The sequence below is a fragment of the Kitasatospora sp. NPDC098663 genome (assembly GCF_044760075.1).
In the GTDB taxonomy this organism is placed as follows: Bacteria; Actinomycetota; Actinomycetes; order Streptomycetales; family Streptomycetaceae; genus Kitasatospora.
On the sequence record NZ_JBIWAP010000017.1, the window covers coordinates 122,187 to 141,289 of the forward strand.

12 protein-coding genes are annotated in these 19,103 nt (G+C 72.4%); 4 read left to right on the top strand and 8 right to left on the bottom strand.

Annotated features, from left to right (window positions below; translation table 11 throughout):
* Window positions 1-58: 58 nt before the first annotated feature.
* The 3 genes from ACIQVZ_RS20300 to ACIQVZ_RS20310 form a co-directional block, all read right to left on the bottom strand.
* On the bottom strand, window positions 59-7,699 hold the full coding sequence (locus tag ACIQVZ_RS20300; RefSeq protein WP_402451713.1) for a hypothetical protein: 7,641 nt from the start codon (window positions 7,697-7,699) through the stop codon (window positions 59-61).
* A gap of 84 nt (window positions 7,700-7,783) precedes the next feature.
* On the bottom strand, window positions 7,784-8,587 hold the full coding sequence (locus ACIQVZ_RS20305) for a hypothetical protein (RefSeq protein WP_402451715.1): 804 nt from the start codon (window positions 8,585-8,587) through the stop codon (window positions 7,784-7,786).
* Between the two features lie 457 nt (window positions 8,588-9,044).
* Window positions 9,045-10,025, bottom strand: a complete 981-nt coding sequence (locus ACIQVZ_RS20310) for a GlxA family transcriptional regulator (RefSeq protein WP_402451717.1) — start codon at window positions 10,023-10,025, stop codon at window positions 9,045-9,047.
* 71 nt (window positions 10,026-10,096) lie between these two features.
* On the opposite strand from ACIQVZ_RS20310, the gene ACIQVZ_RS20315 reads away from it, so the two are divergent.
* The 4 genes from ACIQVZ_RS20315 to ACIQVZ_RS20330 all read left to right on the top strand — a co-directional run bounded on the left by ACIQVZ_RS20315 (window position 10,097) and on the right by ACIQVZ_RS20330 (window position 13,104).
* A complete protein-coding gene (locus ACIQVZ_RS20315; protein ID WP_402451719.1) occupies window positions 10,097-10,771 on the top strand; it encodes an HD domain-containing protein in 675 nt (224 codons plus the stop codon).
* A gap of 68 nt (window positions 10,772-10,839) precedes the next feature.
* Window positions 10,840-11,262, top strand: coding sequence for a Rid family hydrolase (locus tag ACIQVZ_RS20320; RefSeq protein WP_350879247.1), 423 nt, complete (start codon window positions 10,840-10,842; stop codon window positions 11,260-11,262).
* Between the two features lie 406 nt (window positions 11,263-11,668).
* The gene (locus tag ACIQVZ_RS20325) at window positions 11,669-12,877 is read left to right on the top strand and encodes a cytochrome P450 (protein WP_350879246.1); all 1,209 of its coding nucleotides are present in this window, start codon (window positions 11,669-11,671) and stop codon (window positions 12,875-12,877) included.
* Window positions 12,874-13,104 (top strand): ferredoxin, encoded by a 231-nt coding sequence (locus ACIQVZ_RS20330; RefSeq protein ID WP_402451723.1) that lies wholly within the window; start codon window positions 12,874-12,876, stop codon window positions 13,102-13,104. The genes ACIQVZ_RS20325 and ACIQVZ_RS20330 overlap by 4 nt, the downstream gene beginning before the upstream one ends.
* Window positions 13,105-13,196: 92 nt before the next feature.
* Here ACIQVZ_RS20330 and ACIQVZ_RS20335 read toward each other — a convergent pair whose 3' ends face one another.
* The 5 genes from ACIQVZ_RS20335 to ACIQVZ_RS20355 form a co-directional block, all read right to left on the bottom strand.
* The gene (locus ACIQVZ_RS20335) at window positions 13,197-13,811 is read right to left on the bottom strand and encodes a TetR/AcrR family transcriptional regulator (protein WP_402451726.1); all 615 of its coding nucleotides are present in this window, start codon (window positions 13,809-13,811) and stop codon (window positions 13,197-13,199) included.
* Window positions 13,812-13,946: 135 nt separating this feature from the next.
* Complete coding sequence (locus ACIQVZ_RS20340) at window positions 13,947-15,575, bottom strand: thiamine pyrophosphate-binding protein (protein WP_350879243.1); 1,629 nt, start codon at window positions 15,573-15,575, stop codon at window positions 13,947-13,949.
* Window positions 15,572-16,660 (bottom strand): agmatinase, encoded by a 1,089-nt coding sequence (gene speB, locus ACIQVZ_RS20345; protein WP_402451729.1) that lies wholly within the window; start codon window positions 16,658-16,660, stop codon window positions 15,572-15,574. Before speB ends, ACIQVZ_RS20340 begins: the two co-directional genes overlap by 4 nt.
* A 99-nt stretch (window positions 16,661-16,759) precedes the next feature.
* Complete coding sequence (locus ACIQVZ_RS20350; RefSeq protein WP_350879241.1) at window positions 16,760-17,566, bottom strand: class II aldolase/adducin family protein; 807 nt, start codon at window positions 17,564-17,566, stop codon at window positions 16,760-16,762.
* A gap of 11 nt (window positions 17,567-17,577) precedes the next feature.
* On the bottom strand, window positions 17,578-19,062 hold the full coding sequence (locus tag ACIQVZ_RS20355; protein ID WP_350879240.1) for a sodium:solute symporter: 1,485 nt from the start codon (window positions 19,060-19,062) through the stop codon (window positions 17,578-17,580).
* Between the last annotated feature and the right edge of the window lie 41 nt (window positions 19,063-19,103).

Sequence of the window (19,103 nt, forward strand, 5' to 3'; positions counted from 1 at the left end):
CGGCCGGGTCGGCGGTCGCAGACGGTGCCGACCCGGCCGAGGTGCGGGCGGTCGGCCGTCACGCGCTGTCGAAGACCCCGTAGGCGTCCTTCGCGCTCACTTTGCCCTTCTGGACCAGCAACGCGGCCAGTTTGACGGCGAGTTGCTCCACCGCGAACGGGCTCTGCTCCAGGAGCTGCCAGTCTCCCGTCACCGCGTAGCCGTCGTGCGCCTCGGCCCAGCCCAGGTCCAGCTTGACGTCCCCGAAGCGCGTCAGCGGGGGCGGGTCCTGGCTGGCGAAATCGCCGGTGCAGACCGCCATCATGCGGTAGCCGTCCCCGGGGAAGGCGCAGACGACGTCGGCCTTCCGGGCCGCGTCGAGCAGGGACTTCGCCGTCTGGTCGCTCACCGCCGCCCGGGTCAGACCCTCGGCGATGCCGAACAGCGAGGCGGCGGCCGGCGCCTCGCCGATGAACGCCCACCCGGAGGTCTGCGGCCGGCCCGTGCGATAGGCATCGGTGCGCCGCTCCATCGAGATCTGCTCGTGCACCGCCGCGAAGGGCACGCTCGCACCGTCGAGCGTGCAGCTTCCGCCGGGCGGAGCGCCCAGGCACGCGGCGGTGTACGGCCCGGAGCCGGCGCTGTCGGCGACGGTCTCGTCCTGGCCGATACTGCTGAAGACGGCCTGGAAGTCGGGTGCCAGGGTGGGGTCCTGGACCCGGAGCTGGTTCGCGAGCAGCGTGAACAGTGACAGCGCCCTGGCGAGGTCCGGCGGAACGAGGCCGACTGTCACGGTGTCGGACCACGCACCGGGGTGCGGGGTCCGGACCCGGACCCTGGCCTGGTAGGCGTCGCGGTAGGACTGGGCGAAGAAATCCTTCTGCTCGTACCCGTCGCTGTCGTCACTCTGCTCGGGCTCCCCGTTCTTGAGCAGCTGGACCTCGTACGTCTGGGCGTCCTCCACGCGGTCCCAGGACAGGCGGACCACACCGGGAATGACGGTGAACTTCACGGTGGGCGGCGGCACGGGCTGGGGCGGCACCGGCACGGCCGTCGTGGGTTCGGCCGCGATGCCGTCGACGAGGACGGCCACGGTCACCGTCCAGGGAGTGTGCGGGGCGAGCCCGTCCGTGCCGGCCACCGTGCTGGTGACCGGCCCCTGGGTGTCGGTGGCGGCCCGGTGGCCCGCCTGGTCGATGACGGTGACGCGGTAGCCGGCGCCGCCGCCGGTGCTGCCGCCGGCGGCCTGCCAGGCGACCTCCAGCCGTCCGTCGGCGTTCCAGGTCGGCGTCACGCCGGTCACCGGGTCGGCGGCGGCGATGCGCAGCGGCGGGCTGGACGGCCCCGAGGACGGGTCGATCACGACCGTGACCAGGAACCGCAGGACGACGCCGGCGGCCGGCGGCTGCACGGCGAAAGTCGTCGTGGTGGCCGCCGGCCGCTGCCCTTGGGGGCGGAGCGTGTCGCTGCTGGTGTTTCCGCTGTGCTCGTCCGTCATGTCGACCTGGTATCCGGCGTCCGCCAGGGGCGACGTGGCCCAGGTGACGGTGGCCCGCCCGTCGGCGTACCGGGCCTCGATGAGCGTCACGGCTCCGGGGTACCTGGTGGTGGCCTCCACCCACGCGCTGGTGTCACCGTCCCGCGTGCGCCGTACCCGCAGCGTGCACTCCTGGCCGTCGGGGAGCGGCTGGGCGGGTGTGAAGGTGTACGCCCGGTCGTCGACGGTGAGCGGTCCGGCCAGGTGGTCGGCACCGGCGCTGAGGGCCAACTCGTAGGAGCTCCTGCCGCCCTGCGGGTCTTCGGCGTCCTGCCAGGAGGCGTCGAGCCGCGCCCCGGAGAACGCCAGCTTCGGGGAGCCGGGGGCCGGGAGGGCCCGGAAGGTCCGCGTGACGGGCTGGGACCACGGCCCGGTGTCGCGGCCCACCCGGGCGCGCACCCGGATGCCGTACTCGGTGCCGTCCGCCAGGTGGCCGCCGCCGGACGGGACGAGCGTGACGGGCGGCGCCGCGACGGCGTCGGCGGTGGCGACCGGCTGGTCCGGGGTGGCCGTCGCGAAGAGGCGGATGTCGTAGCTGACGGCGCCCGTGGCGGTGTCGGAGGCGAGCGGCTCCCAGCGGACGACGATCCGGTCGGCGTCGACGGTCCAGGGCGGCACGGTCGGCGGCTGGATCGCCGGCACGGTGAAGTCCTGTCCGGCCCAGGCGCTGTCGCCGCCGTCCGTGTGGACGCGGACCTGGACCCGGTAGCGCGTGCCGGGCGCGAAGGTCCCGCGCTGGGGGCTGAGAGCCGCCTCCCGGGCCGATCCGTCGGTGTCGCAGGAGGCGACGACGGTGGAGTCCTTGAGCACCTGGGCCTGGTAGCGGGTGGCTCCCTCGCCGCCGTTCCACCGCACGTGGATGCGGTCGTCCTCGTACCAGACCTCCTGGATGACGGGCGTCGGCTTGTCGATGATGTCGCGGGTGCCCGGCTTGCCCGGGTCCGCGGGGATCGTACCGGCCCGTTCGACCCGGACGGTGGCGGCGTACCGGCCCGGGACGGGGGTGGTCACCGGCTGGACCGCGGTGTACGGCGCCGCCTTCACGGTCTGTTCCTGGCCGAGTTGCTTGCCGGCGGGGTCGGTGAAGCGCACGTGGTAGCTGTCCGGTGCCGTGCCGGTCCACTGCGCCCGGAGCTGCGCCTCGGTGTCCTCCCACGTCAGGTCCGGTACGGGGGAGACCGGTTTCTCGATGGTCAGCTGCGCCCAGTCGCTGGTCCTGCCGCCGCGCCGGGAGCGGACCCGGTAGCTGTACGTGCCGGGGGCGAGCGTGGCGGCATCGACGGCCACACTCTTGGTGATGACGTTGTCCACCGTGTCCGAGGCGAGCTTCTGGCCCGAGGGGCGGACGACCTCGAACTCGTAGCCGGTCGCGTAGGGGGCGGTGTCCCAGCAGGCGGTGAGCTGTCCTTTGGCGTAGGTGAGCGAGGTCATCGTGGGCCGTCCGGGGGTGGGGTCCGGACCGCCGTGGCTGCCGTCGTTGCCGTTGCCCTGCTTCTTCTTGTGGTCGTTCGAGTCCTGGCGTGACGTGGTGATCGCCGCCACGGCCGCCGCCACGGCCCCGGCGCCGCCGTAGCCGCCGGGTGCACTCCCCGCCGCACCGGCCCCGGCCTCGCCCGCGGCGGGTGCGTCACTGTTCGCCAGGCCCCGGCAGACCAGGCCCGCCAGGTAGGCGGCGGCCCGCTTCCCGAAGACGAAGGCCGCGATCAAGGCGATCTTGTCGGTGTCCTGGAGCAGCTTCTTCACGTAGTCCCGGGCGCCGTCGGCCAGGCCCTTGCCCAGCACGGCGGGCAGGTCCGGCCACGTGGTACCGGCCGGCACGTCGACGGTCAGCGCGGGCAGGTCCTGCGAGAAGAAGGGCTTTTCGGCGTCCTTGAGGGTCAGGGAGAAGGCGGGCGTCAGCGCGAAGCGCAGCGTCCCGGCGTCGGACAGCGACACCTTGGGGTGGAGCGAGAGGTTCTCGGTGTACGCGTTCTGGACGGCGATGTCGGCGAGCGTGCCGCAGCCCGAGCCGCTGCCGGAGGAGTCCGCGATCTGCTGGATCTGCTTGAGCAGGTCGATGACCTTCCCCGGCCAGTCGAACCCCGGCCAGTCGATGGTGAGTTCGGGCTTACGGGGGGAGGCGTGGGTGGTGTAGGTGAAGCCGCAGTCCAGGGCGCCGAAGGGGGGCAGTTCCTTGGCGGCCTTCAGGGTGCCGGTGAAGCACCGCCCGCCGTCCGCTCGCGCAGCGGCCGAGACCTCGACCGTGGTGAAGGCGGCCTGGAGGAAGTTGACGCCGGTGCTGAGGGCGAACTTCTTCGTCCCGCCGTCCCGGGTGAGGCTCAGCTCGGGGCCGCCGGTGTAGCGGCCGTTTTCCGCGGTGGTGCCGGCGAGCTCCACGACGGCGAGGTCGACGGGCTTCTCCAGTGCGAGGGTGCCGGTGATCCCGGTGGTCCGGCCGTTCTCGCGGCGGAAGGAGAGCAGCCCGCGGACGTCGACCTGGACGTCGAGGGTGAGCCGGATCCGGGCGTCGAGGTGGAACTGGTCGAGGTACGGGGTGGTGGCGCCGCCGAACTTCTCCAGGGTCTTGCCCGGGTCCTTCTTCGCGTCGTAGTAGTAGACCGTCGAGTCCTTGCGGACCGTCAGCTCGACGAAGTCCGAGGGCCAGGTGCTCGCGTCGCCGGTGACGCACTGCGCGAGGAAGGACCCGATGGCCACGTCGGCGTCCAGCGTCGCGAGCAGCAGCGCCGGGTGCCCGTCGACCAGGGCCAGCGCGGCGGTGGCCGCCAGCCGCTGGTCCGGTTTCCCGCTCCCCGGCGCCGGTCCGATCTTCGCCGAGCCCTTCACCGTGAACTGCGAGTGTCTCGGCTGCGCCGCCTGCCCGTCCTTGGCCGGGACGGCCCAGGTGCAGTCCACCGACAGCTCCAGCCCGGACACGACGAGGCCGGGCAGGCCGAACGGCTGGTCCAGCTCCTGGGCGGACGGCGTCGCCTTCGAGGTGAGTTTCAGCGTGTCGGCGTACAGCGTCAGGTCGAAGGCGTACTCGGTCTCGAAGAGCTTCAGCCGGGCCGGCCCGGCCAGGGTGAAGGCGCGGTGCTTGTTGGGCTGGAAGGTGAGCCGGACGCCGGAGGCGCCCGTGGCCTTGCCGAGGCTCAGGGTGTCCAGGACGGTGATGCACGGCAGGTCCGCGGTGAACGACGTCTGCGTCGGCGCCTTCCGGTCGACCACGGCGGTGACCGTGACGGCGGGCGCCTTTCCTCCGTCACCGGTGACGTCCACCAGGTGGGTGAGGACGGGGGAGGAGCCGAGGGCGGTCCGGGCGGCCAGGTACACGCCCTTGGCGAGTGGCAGGGCGGTGTCGGGGAGGTCCTTCAGCGGGGGAGCGGCCTCCGAGTCCAGCCGCTGCAGCAGGGAGTTGGTGGTCTCTGCGAGGCCCTTCAGGTCCCCGCTCCCCAGATCGCAGACCACCAGCCGGACGTCGTCGCACCGGAGCACGTCGTCGAGCCCGGACAGGGCCGGGCTCAGCGCGCTGAGGCGGAAGTCCTGACCGAGGCGGGCCGCCGCGGCGTAGACCCAGGCGCTGTCCTGCGCCGACCGCCGGGCGCAGTACAGCAGGGCGTCGGCGGTCAGGGCCGGGCCGAACGACGCCCGTCCGTACAGGAGAAACAGGGGGCGGCTCGGGTCGAGGTACAGCGAGGCTGCCGCGCTGAGCTCCAGCTTGTTCATCCCGCTCGGGACGACCTGTGCCCAGGTGCTGTCCTGGGCGGGCTTCGTCACCGCGTCCGCGGTCGTGTCCAGGGCCAGCGGCTGCTTCGGGCCGTACTGCGCGGTGCCGGTGAACTCCCAGGTGCCGGTGGCCTCCTCCGGCTTGTGCGCCGTCATCAGGACGGCCAGGCCGCCCAGGGTGAGACTCCCCCGGACCGTGCCGGTGATCCCGTCGGCCTTCACCGGGTACGGCATGCTCAGCTCGGCCCACACGTCGTTCAGGGACAGCGATCCGGGCACGATCGTCCACGGTTCGGGGGTGCCGACGGTGAGGCCGATCCGGTCGGCGGCGCCGTTTTCGCCGCCGAAGCGGACGGACACGTCCGCCACGTCGATCCCCTTGGACAGCGGCAGCTCGGCGGGCAGCGCGGACTTGGCCGCGTCCGGGGAGAGCCAGGAGTCGAGCTTCTCGAAGCCGGGCACGTGGACGGGCACGGCCTGCGCGGCGTGCAGCACCCACTGGTGGTGCTCGTCCCGCTCCACACGGACGTCGACCGACCGGCCCGCCAGGGTGAGCACGCCGGACAACTCGCCGGTGGCGCTGCTGGTGCCGTCATCGCGGCGCAGGTCGACCGCCCCGGTGAGGTCCTGGACCGTGACCGCCTTGTCGATGACGGTCCACTCCTTCTGCTGGGCGAACAGCAATCCGAGCCGTCGGACGGCCGGCGGCGACGGTGCGACCGCCACGAGGAGGTCGAGGACCTCCAGGCCGCCGACCGAGCCGACACCGGGTGGCAGCGCGGCCTGGGAGCCGGTGAGGAGGCCGAAGACGTCCTGGGCCGACGGGAGCGTGACCTGCGTGCCCGGTTGCAGCCGGAGCGTCCAGAGCGTGTCCTTGCCGACGGGGACCGCCATCGTCACCGCCAGCGTCGGCTGCTGCGTCGCGCCGAGGCCGAGCGCGCCGGACAGCAGGCCCATGGCCCGCCAGGTGCCCGCGGTCTTCTCCAGCCGGACGTCGGCGGTCCAGCCGGACAGGGTCAGCACCTTGTCGATCAGGGTCCACGGCGTGGTCTGGGCGAGGGTGAAGGAGACCGCGCACAGGGTCCGGTCGGCCGGGTCCAGATCCAGGCCCGCGCGGGACAGGGTGAGCGGCTGCTCGGTGTCGTACAGGGAGCCCGGCAACAGCGCGGTGACCGAGCTCGTGGCCAGGCCGGAAAGCCCGGCCAGCGTGTCCAGCGACGGCAGCTGCTGGGCGGGGTCCGTCGGTTCGACATGCCAGCATCCCCAGGGGCCGGCCGAGGCGCGCATGGCGAGATCGACCGATCCCAGGCGCACGGTGCCGAGCACCGACACCGTCCAGCTCGTGACGACGGTGGCATCGACGGTCGTGCGGGTGGCGGCGGCTTCCAGGGCCACCCGGGAGAAGGCGATGCCGTCGGCTGCCTGCCAGGCCGCGTCGGACCCGTATCCGATGCGCACGCCGGTCGCCGTGGGGCCCTTGCCGTCCGGGGCGAACGTGAGGGTGCAGGCGTCGATCCGGGACCCGGTCAGGGCGAGGAGTTTCGCGGGGACGCGGGGCTCGATCTGCTTGCCGCAGCCGGTCACCGCGAGCGCCTCCTCGACGGTGGCGGGCCAGCTCGACGCGGTGAGCGTCAGGGTCCGGGTGCTGGGGGTGCCCTGCGGCGGGGCGAGGCTCGCACGGCGTTGGCCGCCCTCGAAGTCCACCGTTCCCACGACCGCAGCGTCCGCTTCGCAGGTGCCCGCCTTTGTCGACGGCTGACACGTCAGGGTGAGGCGGCCGTCCTGCAAGGACAGGTCGCCCTGCCCGGGGCGAGGCACCGTGAAGGCACCGCAGGACTTGTCGGCCGGCCAGGTGAACGACGGGACCTGGTCGGCGACCGACAGCGGGCCGCCGACCCGGACCTCCGTGCTGCCGGCCGGCGGGGACTTCCGTGCCACGGGCACCAGATCGGGGCCGACGGTGACGCCCGCCTGGAAGTGCAGGCCGGCCTTGAGCGCGAAGAACACGCCGTCGGACGCCGGTTGGTCGTGGTCGGTGAGGACGAAGAGCGGATCGTACAGCGGCAGGGTCTCGTACAGGGTGCCGTGCAGGGCGGGATAGGTGTGGCTCAGCGTCCAGCGCTCGCCGGGGACGGTCCGCCAGTCCACCCGCAGCTTGCCGCCGGAGACGGTGAACGTCACCGTGGTGGCGCCGCTCTCACTCTCCAGGACGGCGGAGCGGCCCTTGAGGGTGAGCGTGCCCGCCTTGGTGTCGAGCACCGGGTCGGCGTCCGAGCCGACCACCGGGCTGTCGCCCAGGTGCTGGTCGAGGAACCGCGACACCACGTCCGGGCTGCCCGGCACCCCGGCCGGCAGGGTGGCGCTGTTCAGCGGGTACTGCCGGTCGGTGGTGCCGCCGCCCTCCTGGACCAGGCGGTCCCGCAGGGCCGTCAGGATCTCGGTGTCCGTCGTCCCGGACGGCTGCTGGTCCTGGTCGCTCACGGCGGAAGTCCTCTCGGTTGTGCGCGCTGATCGGTCAGGGGGAGGGACGGGGGAGGGAGAAGGGCCGGGGATGTCGTTTCGGACCTATGTTCTGGCCTTGTGGAGATCATTGAGGAATCTGCACGCGAGGCGCGTCTTGATGAAATCCCTGCGCTTGTACTTCTGGGTTTTGAGGGTTACCTTCAATGGGCCCCGTGCTACCTGTTGTTCGATTTCGTAGGCATCGTCCGCCACGGCTTTCTCGAACTCTTCCAGCATCTTCCGATCCTGTGTGCCGGTGACGTGCTCCTGGAAAAGTCCCCAGACCGTCTCCAGCTTGGGCGAAGTCTTCACCTTGTAGTACTCGGCGGCACTCGTTGGCAGCGTCCAGTCCGGATCGTCGTAAACGAGGCGCGCTTCTTCCCCGTTCTTGAACCTGACAGGGTTCTCATTCACTGCGATATTGTGATATTCCCACATCGATTGACTGCCGTGCATCGGGTCGAGGAGGTATCCCTGACAGACCTGCCGGATGTGCCCGATCTCATGGACGAGTACCTGCTTCCTGGTGAACCCCCCGGTCGGTTTCTCCGAGATGAGAATCAGGTCGTGTTCGGGAAAGTAGGCCCCGCCTCGACTCTGCTCGAGCTGGGAATCCGCGCGGGTGTCGTTCGAGCAGGGAGGCTGCGGGATCACGGTGCAGACGCTCTTGCCGCCGAAGTCCCCGTCGACCTGGTAGAGGTACTTGCCGCCGTAATCCCTGAAGAGCTTGTCGGCCGGGTAGTCCGCAGGTGCCAGGACCACCCGGATCTCCCGATCGATCTTGAAGAATTCTCTCGTCCCCTCGATCAGGGCGACATCCTCATCCGGAAAGCGGTCGTCACCCTGCTGTCCCGAACCGTTCGTCATGGGCTCTGCCTCATCCCGCAGTCTCGGCGTACACGCACGAAGCGATGTGCGTGCGGCTGCTCCGTACAGACGCCGACACTATGGCCCCCACGCGGCGGCCCCGTCTCGCGGACGGCCGAGCCGCGCCCGTGAATGCGGCCGGATGGATGCCGGGCTCATCGGCCCCTCGCTCCGGAGCGGCGGGAGCGACGCGGGCGGGCGGCAGGCGACCGTGAGTGCAACAGCTTTCAGCAGTAACGCTTTCGATAAGCCGTCATGGTCGCCGACCTTCCTCAACGGCGGCAGACCCGTAAGGCTTCGCGCTGTTTCCGCCGGAACGCGCGACCGCGCCGCCTGCGCCGTACGGGGAGGACCCACCATCGTGCCCACGAGGCAACACGGACGGCTGCTGCTGCCCGCCGTCACCCTGACCGTGCTCGGGCCGACCACCACCCAGGCCCTGTCACGGTGGCCGTTCTCAGTCCGAGGGCGTGACCGCTGGTGAACAGGCCGGACTGCGCGACGTCGAGCGTGTGAAGGTGCGGCGGTAGGCGGTGGGGGTGGTGTTCAGTGCGCGCCGGAAGTGCAGCCGCAGGTTGGCCGCCGTGCCCAGCCCGCAGTCCCGCGCCACCTGCTCCACCGAGCGGTCCGTGGATTCCAGCAGCTCCCGCGCCCTGCCCAGCCGGGCGTTGAGCATCCACTGCAACGGGGTCGTGCCCGTCTCCTCGGTGAACCGGCGCATGAAGGTGCGCTGCGAGAGGCCCGCGTGCCGGGCGAGCACGCGCAGCGAGAGCGGCTCGCCGAGCCGCTGCAGGGCCCAGCCACGGGTACCGGACAGCGACGCCTCGCCGGCCACCGCGACGGGAGCCGGCACGTACTGGGCCTGCCCACCGTCTCGGTGCGGGGCGGCGACCAGACCGCGGGCGATCTGGTTGGCCGTCTCCGCGCCCAGGTCGCGGCGCACGATATGCAGGCACAGGTCGATGCCGCAGCACACCCCGGCCGAGGTGAGCACGTCGCCCTCGTCGACGTAGAGCACGTCGCGGTCGACCGAGACGGCCGGGAAGTTCCGCTCGAACGAGTCGATGTGCTTCCAGTGGGTCGTGGCGTGCAGCCCGTCCAGGACGCCCGCCGCGGCCAGCGCGAAGGCGCCCGTGCAGATCGACACCACGCGCTTGCCTCGGTCGCGGGCTCCGGCCAGTGTCTCGAGCACGGCGTCCGGCAACGGGAGGATCAGGTCGAATCCCGGCACGATCACGGTGTCGGCGGTGCTCACCCGCTCCAGGCCCTCGTCGGCGACCAGGGCGAAACCCGCGCTGGTGGCCACCTTCGGCTGCAGCGCGCACAGGGTCATCTCGTAGGGGGTTTCCGGCCGGGTGGTGAAGATCTGCGTCGGGATCGCCAGGTCGAGGGGGGTGACCCCGTCCAGCGCCAGGACCGCGACTCGATGCACTGCCATGGCAAGATTCTAGCGAAGTGAGGAAATTTTGCCTCTCACCAGGTCAGGGCGGTCCGGGCCAGGCTGAAGACATGACCGGACCTACCTGTGAGGCGACCGCCGACCTGATCACGCTGCCAGGCACACCGCTTGCCGACGCCGTCATGAACCTCGTCCGACCGGTGGAAACGCCGTCCGTCTTCAACCACAGCATCCGCAGTTACCTGTTCGCCCGGCTGGTTGCCGGCCGCCTCGGCCTGGTCGTCGGCCACGACTACCAGGACGACCTGTTGTTCGCCGCGTGCGCGATGCACGACCTCGGCGTGGCGTCGGACGGCCCGCACAACCAACGGTTCGAGGTCGAAGGCGCCGACCGGGCCGCCGCATTCCTCATCGACCGCGGATTACCCGCGATCGATGCCGACCAGGTCTGGCAGGCCATCGCCCTCCACACCTCCCCGGGTATCGCAGAACGCCGTGGCACGCTGTGCGTGCTCGTCCGTGAGGGTGTCGCACTCGACTTCGGTGGCCCGATCGGCGCCGACCACGTCGACGCCGTCACCGACGAGCAGGCCGACGCCGTGCACACCGCCTATCCACGGCTGGACATGATCCGCTCACTCACCGACGCGATCGTCGCGCAGGCCGCGAAAGACCCGAAGAACGCACCCCGGTACACGATCCCCGGCGAATTCCTCCGTGAACGCGAGACCTTCGGCCGGACCCGGCTGGAGCACGCCTGCCGTTCGTCCCGCTGGGGCAACTGACTCCACGGACTCCACGACCGCGTCACCGAAGAACACGACCGCGTCACCGAAGAAAAGGAAGCACCGCAATGACCGTCCACACCGTCGCGATCCCCGAGGACAACACGGTCTTCGGGCAGACCACCAGCGCCTTCGCAAGCTTCGGCTATTCCGCCGCGGTCCGCGCGCACGGCCTCCTGTTCATCGCCGGAACGATCGGTCGCCGCGCCGACGGAACCATCCCGGACTCCATCGAGGAGCAGACCGAGATCGCCATCCGGAAGATCGAAGAGATCCTTCGACTGGAGAACCTCGACCCGTCCGCCCTCGTCGACGTCACCAGCTACCACGTCGACATCCGCCGGCACTTGCCCGGCTTCATCGAGGCCAAACAGCGCCTCGTCGAGGCGCCCTACCCGACCTGGACGATCATCGGGGTCAGCGGCCTCGCCAGCCCGGGACTCCTCGTCGAAATCCGCGCGACCGCCGCGTATCCCACCGCATCCCGGTAGACCGCCGCTCCTGGGCCGGCGCCCGGCCCAGGAGCCCGTCGCGACGGTTCTCAAGCGATCCCGGCACGGGCGCATCCGGTCGGTGCCGGTCCCGCGGGGAGGGCGCCGGTCTGCGCGCCCGGGTCGCCGCTTCAGGCGCGTCGTCGAACCGGAATCAGGGCCCCCGTCGCCGCCGATTTCCGTTCGATTCCCTCGAGGGCCGGGCCCGCTCCGTCGCCGAACGGGCCGATCTCGCCCAGTGGCTGACTGTGCGTGCCGACGGTGTTACGCTCCCGAGAGAAGAGAGAGCTGGCTCTCACTTGTTGGGCCGGGGCGCCGCTCGTCCGCCCTGGCCCGGACGTGCAGGAGAGGGCGGTTCTGCCGAACGTTCGCTGCTCTTGTGGCCTTTGGCCGGTGAGGAGACACCATGACCGCCCCCGCACCGCAGTTACCCTTCGAGCGCCCCGACGCCCTGGACCTGGCGCCGCTGTTCGCGCGTCTGCGCGAGGAAGGTCCGATCACGCGGGTGACGACACCCGCCGGTGACCCGGCCTGGCTGGTGACCCGCTACGAGGAGGCCCGGGAGGTTCTGAGCGACGCCCGGTTCTCCCGGCTGCGCCCCGATTCCGAGGGCGCGCCGAGGATCTCGGAGTCGGCCCTGCACACGCGCCCCGCCCCCTCGCCCGAGGAGGAGGACCGCGAGCACACGCGGATGCGGCGGATGCTGGCGCCCGCGTTCAGCGCGCCGCGGATGCGCCGGCTGGGCGAGCGGATCGGGGAGCTCGCCGCATCCTGCCTGGACGCGATGGAGGAGGAGCGTTCACGGCAGCCGGAACGTGCCGTCAACCTGCACGACCACCTGTCGTTCCCGTTGCCGGTGATGGTGATCTGCGAGCTGCTGGGTGTGCCGGTCGCGGACCGGGGCCTGCTGCGCGGCTGGTCGGAGCGGATCGCCGCGCTGTACGGCGGGGCCGACGGCGCCGTGGCCATGGCCGAGTTCGAGGCGTACGTGGCCGGCATCGCCGAGGAGAAGCGGAAGCAGCCGGGGCAGGACGTGATCAGCGACATCCTGGCCGTGCAGGCGGAGGACCCCTCGTTCACCGAGGGGGAGATGACCCGGCTGGCGGTGGGGCTGCTGTTCGCGGGCCACGAGACGACATCGGCCCGGATCGACCTGGGGGTGCTGTTCCTGCTGAGCGACACCGCCCGGCGGGACCGCTTCGCCGCCGACCCGGACGCGCTGGCCCGCGCCACCGTGGAGGAGGTCCTGCGGATGGCCTCGCCCGGTGGCCTGGGCCTGACCCGCTACGCCCGCGAGGACGTCACCGTCGCGGGGACCGCGATCGCGCGGGGCGAGGCGGTGCTGGTGGCGATCAACGCCGCGAACCGGGACGGGCGGGTCTTCGAGGAGCCGGACACCTTCGACCCGTCGCGTTCCCCCAACGCGCACCTGGCCTTCGGGCACGGCGGCCACTACTGCATCGGCAACGTGCTGGCACGCACCGAGATGCAGGTCGCGCTGACCGCGCTGTTCCGGCGCTTCCCCGACCTGCGGCTGGCGGTGGACGCGCGGAGCCTGCGCGACCACGCCGAGCGGCTGGCGGGCGGCCTCAGCGAGGTCCCGGTCCGGTGGTGAGCGAGGAGCAGCCGCGCGAGCGGCCGGTCGCGCGGGTGGAGGCGGACACCTCGCGGTGCGTGTCGTCGGGGCAGTGCGCGGTGACCGCGCCGCTGGTGTTCGACCAGGACGAGGCCGGGCAGGTCGTCGTGCTCGCCGCCGAGCCCGGCGCACGGGCGGCGGAACTGGCCCGCCAGGCGGCCGCCATGTGCCCGGCCTCGGCGATCCAGGTGCATCCGGCGCGCTGATCCGGCGCGCTGGCGGCAGGTGGCTGATCCGGTGCGCTGGCGGCAGGTGGTGCCGGCCGCCCCCGCGAGGGCGGCCGGCACCCGCCTCGGCGTCAGGGCGTGCGGGTGTGCAGCGCGGGGGCGGGGCAGGGCAGCGGGCGCGCCCCGGCGGGGGTGAGACCGTCGAGGACCAGCGCCAGGTACCGGCGCCAGCCGTCCTCGCGGGGTTCCATCGTCCACAGCACCGAGACCAGCATGACGACGACGCGGTGCAGGTCGTCGGGTACGAGGTCGGCGCGGATCACACCTGCGTGCTGGCCGCGCGCCAGGAGGGCGTCGAGGGCGGCGAAGAACTCCTGCCCGGTTGCCGGGGTCAGGACGCCGGCGGAGCGGGCGGCGGCCAGCACGTTGTAGTCGCCGGCCACCGATTCCAGCGCCGCTTCCAGCACGCGGGCCAGTCCGGAGGCGGGGTCGGGGTCGTGGGCGGCAGCCCGGATGACGGGGCGGACGTTCTCGCCGAAGCGCTCGTCCAGTACGGCCCGCAGCAGCGCGGCCTTGTCGGGGAAACGGCGGAAGAGCGTGGCGGCCCCGACGCCGGCCCGGCGTGCCACGTCGTCGAGGAGGGCGTCGGGGCCTTGTTCGGTGAAGACCTCCCGGGCAGCCCGGATGATCTTTTCCGCGTTGCGGGCGGCGTCGGCGCGCAGCAGCCGGGGGGAGTCGAGGGCCATTGCGGCAGCCTATCCAAGGGTCGGCGCAACGGCGTCGGACGGTCCGGGTGCGCGGTGGTGCGGGGCAGACGGGGGAGCGCGCCGGGCGGCGGAGACCGCAGGGCGGGGGCCCGGCCGTCGCGCTCCCTCCGTGGTTCAGGCGTCCAGGTGGGTGGGCGCGAACATCCGCAGCAGGGCGGGCAGGACGAGCACGTTGGGGCCGGGGGCGGCGAGTGCGGCGGCCAGGTCCCGTGCGAGGTCGTCGGGTGTGGTGTAGGCGGCTGGGACGCCGAAGGACTCGGCCAGGCGGACGAAGTCCGGGCGGGCCAGTTCGGTGGCGGTGGCCTCGCCGAAGGCGCCCGTCATGTACTCGCGCAGGATGCCGTAACCGCCGTCGTCGATGATCAACCAGGTGACGTCGAGGCCGAGTTGGCGGGCGGTGGCGAGTTCGGCGAGCGAGTACATCGCGCCGCCGTCGCCGGAGACGGCGAGGACCGGGCGGCCGTCCGCGGCCACGGCGGCGCCCAGTGCGGCGGGGTAGCCGTAGCCGAGGCCGCCGGCGCCCTGGGCGGAGTGCATCGCGCCGGGGCGGCGGGCGTCGAAGGCGGACCAGGCCCAGTAGCCGAGGATCGTCATGTCGAAGAAGACCGGCGAGTCGTCCGGCAACGCGTGGCGAACGGATGCCAGAACGTCCTGTTCGAGTTCCAGCCCCTGGCCGTCGATCCGTTCCTGGACGCGCTTGAGCAGTTCGGCGGCCACCGCCTCGGCCCGGCCGTCCGGTACGGCGGCCGGTACCGAGTCGCAGAGGGCGGCCAGGGCGAGGCGGGCGTCGGCGTGGATGCCGAAGGCCGGGTGGTTGGCCTCCAGCTTGCCCGCGTCGGCCTCGATCTGGATGATCCGGCCGCGCGGCGCCATGGTGTGGTAGTTGCTGGAGAGTTCTCCCAGGCCGGAGCCGACGACGAGCAGGACGTCGGCGTCCTCCAGCAGGTCGGTGGTGTGGCGGTCCTCCAGCCAGGACCGCAGCGACAGCGGGTGCTCCCAGGGGAAGGCCCCCTTGGCGCCGAAGGTGCAGGCCACCGGGGCCCGCAACAGCTCGGCCAGCCGCAGCAGTTCGTCACTGGCTCCGGCCCGGACCACGCCGCCCCCGGCCAGGATCACCGGGCGTTCGGCCTCGGCCAGCAGCACCGCGGCCTCGGCGATCAGCTCCGGGCGGGGGAGCGGCGGCCGGGGTTCGGCGCGCAGCCCGGTGACCGGCGGTACGGTCACCGGCGCGAGCAGGACGTCCTGCGGGATCTCCACCCACACCGGCCCGTACGGCGCGCTCAGCGCCGACTCCCAGGCGGCGGCCAGCGCGGAGGGGATCTGTGCGGGGGTCCGGGCGGTGTGCACGGACTTCACCACGTCGCGGAAGCTGGCCTGCTGGTCGACGAGTTCGTGCAGGTAGCCGCGCCGTCGCCCGCCCAGTCCGGCCGAGGGGATCTGGCTGGAGACGGCGAGCACCGGCACCGAGGCGGCGGCGGCCTCCTGGAGCGCGGCCAGCGAGGTGAGCGCGCCGGGCCCGGTGGACAGGAACAGCGGGGCCACCGTCCCGGCGGTGCGGGCGTAGCCGTCGGCGGCGAAGCCGGCGTTGTTCTCCACCCGCAGTCCCACGTACCGCAGGTCGGAGCGGCGCAGCGCGTCGAACAGGCCGAGGGCGTGCTGGCCGGGCAGGCCGAAGACGCACCGGGCGCCGAGCGTGGCGAGTGACTCGACCACCAGGTCGCCGCCGTTGCGGAGGTGCGTCATGCGCGCACCTCGCCGGTGGCGTCGTGGGACTCCGTGCGGGCGTCGGTGCGGGCGCCGGCGCGGCCGTCCGGGCGGCCGCCCGCGCCGGCTCGCGGACCCTGCTCCGTGCGTTCGCCCGCGATCTGGCGGGCCATCAGCGTCGTCAGCTCGTAGGCGGTGTGCGAGGCGGCCACGGCGGTGATCTCGGCGTGGTCGTACGCGGGTGCGACCTCGACCACGTCGGCGGAGACCAGGTGGCAGCCGCTCAGGCCGCGCAGGATCTCCAGCAGCTCGCGCGAGGTGAGTCCGCCGGCCTCGGGGGTGCCGGTGCCGGGGGCGTGCGCCGGGTCGAGCACGTCGATGTCGATGGAGATGTACAGGGGGCGGTCGCCGACCCGCTCGCGCAGTTGCTGGGCGACCTCGTCCACGCCGCGCCGCAGGACGTCGGCGGAGGTGACGATGCCGAAGCCGAGCTTCTCGTCGTCGGTGAGGTCCTGCTTGCCGTAGAGCGGCCCGCGGGTGCCGACGTGGGAGAGGGCGGAGGTGTCCAGGATTCCCTCCTCGACGGCCCGGCGGAACGGTGTGCCGTGGGTGTACTCGGCGCCGAAGTAGGTGTCCCAGGTGTCCAGGTGGGCGTCGAAGTGCAGCAGCGCGACCGGCCCGTGCCGGCGGGCCACGGCGCGCAGCAGCGGGAGCGCGATGGTGTGGTCGCCGCCGAGGGTCATCAGCCGGGCGCCGGTGTCCAGCAGTTCGCCGGCGGCTGCCTCGACGGTGTCGACCGCCTCGTGGATGTCGAACGGGTTGGCGGCGATGTCCCCGGCGTCGGCGACCTGGGCGAGCGCGAACGGCGAGGCGCCCTGGGCCGGGTTGTAGGGGCGCAGCAGCCGGCTGGCCTCGCGGATCGCGTTGCCGCCGAAGCGGGCGCCGGGCCGGTAGGAGACGCCGGTGTCGAAGGGCACGCCGACGACCGCGACGTCCGCGCGCGGGACCTGGTCGATCCGGGGCAGGCGGGCGAAGGTGGCGGGCCCGGCGTAGCGCGGTACGCGGGAGGAGTCGGTGGGGCCGAGGGGGCTGTGGGGGGCGTGGGGGTCGGGGGCGGTGCTCATGGCTGCTCCTGGAGTCGGGCGGGCAGGGCGTCGTCGGGGTGTTTCGGCGGGCGTTGCGTCGAGGTGCCGGCGGGCAGGCGTTGCGCCGGGTCGACGGGGTCAGTTCGCGTGGTCGGGGGCGATCCGGTCGGCGAGGCGCAGGAGGGCTGCCCAGGCCAGCTCGGCGGCCCGGTCGTCCTGGAGGTCGGAGCCGTGCTCCTGGCCGGTCAGCTGGCGGGCGGTGAGCTCGGCGGTCTCGCGGGACGGCAGGACGAGCGGGCCGCCGCCGGCCTGGGCGGCGATCTGGATCTCGCAGGCCTTGTCCAGGTAGTACATCCGTAGGAAGGCCTCGCCCGGTGTGCGGCCGACGGTCAGCAGGCCGTGGTTGCGCAGGATCAGCGCCGGGTGCCCGCCGAGGTCGGCGACCAGTCGCTCCTGTTCGGCCAGGTTGAGCGCGACGCCCTCGTAGTCGTGGTAGCCGACCCGGTCGTGGAATTCCATCGAGATCTGGTTGAGGGGCAGCAGCCCGTCCCGCTGGGCGGCGACCGCGCAGCCTGCCCGGGTGTGCGTGTGCAGCACGCAGTGGGCGTCCTGGCGGGCGGCGTGGACGGCGCTGTGGATCACGAAGCCGGCCGGGTTGACCGGATGGGGGGTCGGTTCCACCGGGTTCCCGGCCAGGTCGATCTTGACCAGGTCGGAGGCGGTGATCTCCTCGAACAGCAGGCCGTACGGGTTGATCAGGAAGTGCTGCTCGGGGCCGGGGAGGCGGACCGAGATGTGGGTGAAGATCAGGTCGGTCATCCGGAAGTGGGCGACCAGCCGGTACACGGCGGCGAGTTCGCGGCGTAGCCGGGCCTCGTCCGGTGCGGGCGGGGTGGTCGGTACGGACGCAGTGGTCGGGGCGGTCGGGGCGGCGGGCAGGTCCATGAGGCTTCCTCTCAGAGTGCGGCGGCCGGGGCGGTGGCGGCGGGAGCGGCCGGGGTCTCGGCCTGCCCGGCGAGCCGGCCGCGCCAGTGCTCCAGCACGGTGGCGTCGGTCGGGCGGGTGGCCAGGCTGACGGCCAGGTAGGCGACCAGGCTCACGGCGAGGCCGAAGTAGATCGGCTCGTTGGCGAGGACACCCTTGGCGGCCATCAACGCGATCACGGTGCCGCCGCCCGCGACCATCGCGGCGAGCGCGCCCGGCAGGTTGCCGCGCCGCCAGACCAGCCCGCCCAGGATCGGCACCAGCAGACCGCCGACCAGCAGGTTGTACGCGACGGTGAGCGCCGAGATCACGTCGTCCAGGACGCAGGCGACGCCGATCGACAGCACGCCGAGGGCCACGATCGCCAGCCGGTTGGACCGCACCTCGTCATGGTCCGTGGCCGCGGTGCCCGGCCCTCCCCGGCCGACGAGCGTGCGTACCCGGGCCCAGATGTCGTTGTTGGCCACGGTGGCGGAGGCGATCAGCGCGCCGCTCGCGGTCGACATCATCGCGGACAGCGCCGCCGCCAGGACCAGGCCGCGCACCCCGGCCGGCAGCGTGCTCTTCACGATGGTCGCGAACGCGGCGTCAGGGCTGGCCAGTTGGGGGTAGAGTGCCTTGGTGGCCATCCCGATCACCGCGCCGGCGACGGCGTACGCCAGGCAGTAGGCGCCGGCCACCGTGCCGCCGTACGTGGCCACCCGGTCGGTGCGGGCGGTGAACACCCGCTGCCAGATGTCCTGGCCGATCAGCATGCCGAAGGTGTAGATCAGCACGTAGGTGAAGATGGTGTCGCCGCCGATCGAGCCGAACGAGAAGTAGCCGGACGGCAGTTCGGCCTTCAGCTGGGCGAGGCCGCCGGCCTTCACGACGGCGACCGGCAGCAGCAGGAACAGCACCCCGATGCTCTTCACCACGAACTGCACCATGTCGGTGAGGGTGATCGACCACATGCCCCCGAGCGCCGAGTAGCCGACCACGATGGTGCCGCCGATCACCACGGCCGCCCAGCGGGGCACGTCGAACAGCACGTCGAAGACGCTGGCGTAGGCGATCGTCGAGGTCACCGCCAGCATCAGGGTGTAGACCCACATGACCACGCCGGAGATCACGCTCGCCGCTCCGCCGTAGCGCAGCGACAGCATCTCGGCCACGGTGTACACCCGCAGCCGGGCGATCCGGGCGGAGAAGAGGATGCTCAGCGCCAGCAGGCCGAGCCCGATCGCGAACACCATCCAGGCGCCCGACAGGCCGTAGGAGTAGCCGAGCCGCACGCCGCCGATGGTGGACGCGCCGCCGAGCACGACGGCGGCCATCGTCCCCGTGTACAGCACCGGGCCCAGACGGCGGCCCGCGACGAGGAAGTCCGCCTTGGAGGAGGCGCGCCGCTTGCCCCACCAGCCGACGCCGACGATGCCCAACAGATAGCCGATCATCACGACGTAGTCGAGGGTCATGGGGGTCCTCCGATCCGGCCGGACGCGCTGGGGGAGCGGGC

Bases quoted from the DNA above. Each gene is read 5' to 3' on its own strand.
- ACIQVZ_RS20305 (WP_402451715.1), bottom strand. From the start codon at position 8,587: ATGACGAACGGTTCGGGACAGCAGGGTGACGACCGCTTTCCGGATGAG.
- ACIQVZ_RS20310 (WP_402451717.1), bottom strand. From the start codon at position 10,025: ATGGCAGTGCATCGAGTCGCGGTCCTGGCGCTGGACGGGGTCACCCCC.
- ACIQVZ_RS20315 (WP_402451719.1), top strand. From the start codon at position 10,097: ATGACCGGACCTACCTGTGAGGCGACCGCCGACCTGATCACGCTGCCA.
- ACIQVZ_RS20320 (WP_350879247.1), top strand. From the start codon at position 10,840: ATGACCGTCCACACCGTCGCGATCCCCGAGGACAACACGGTCTTCGGG.
- ACIQVZ_RS20325 (WP_350879246.1), top strand. From the start codon at position 11,669: ATGACCGCCCCCGCACCGCAGTTACCCTTCGAGCGCCCCGACGCCCTG.
- ACIQVZ_RS20335 (WP_402451726.1), bottom strand. From the start codon at position 13,811: ATGGCCCTCGACTCCCCCCGGCTGCTGCGCGCCGACGCCGCCCGCAAC.
- ACIQVZ_RS20340 (WP_350879243.1), bottom strand. From the start codon at position 15,575: ATGACGCACCTCCGCAACGGCGGCGACCTGGTGGTCGAGTCACTCGCC.
- speB (WP_402451729.1), bottom strand. From the start codon at position 16,660: ATGAGCACCGCCCCCGACCCCCACGCCCCCCACAGCCCCCTCGGCCCC.
- ACIQVZ_RS20350 (WP_350879241.1), bottom strand. From the start codon at position 17,566: ATGGACCTGCCCGCCGCCCCGACCGCCCCGACCACTGCGTCCGTACCG.
- ACIQVZ_RS20355 (WP_350879240.1), bottom strand. From the start codon at position 19,062: ATGACCCTCGACTACGTCGTGATGATCGGCTATCTGTTGGGCATCGTC.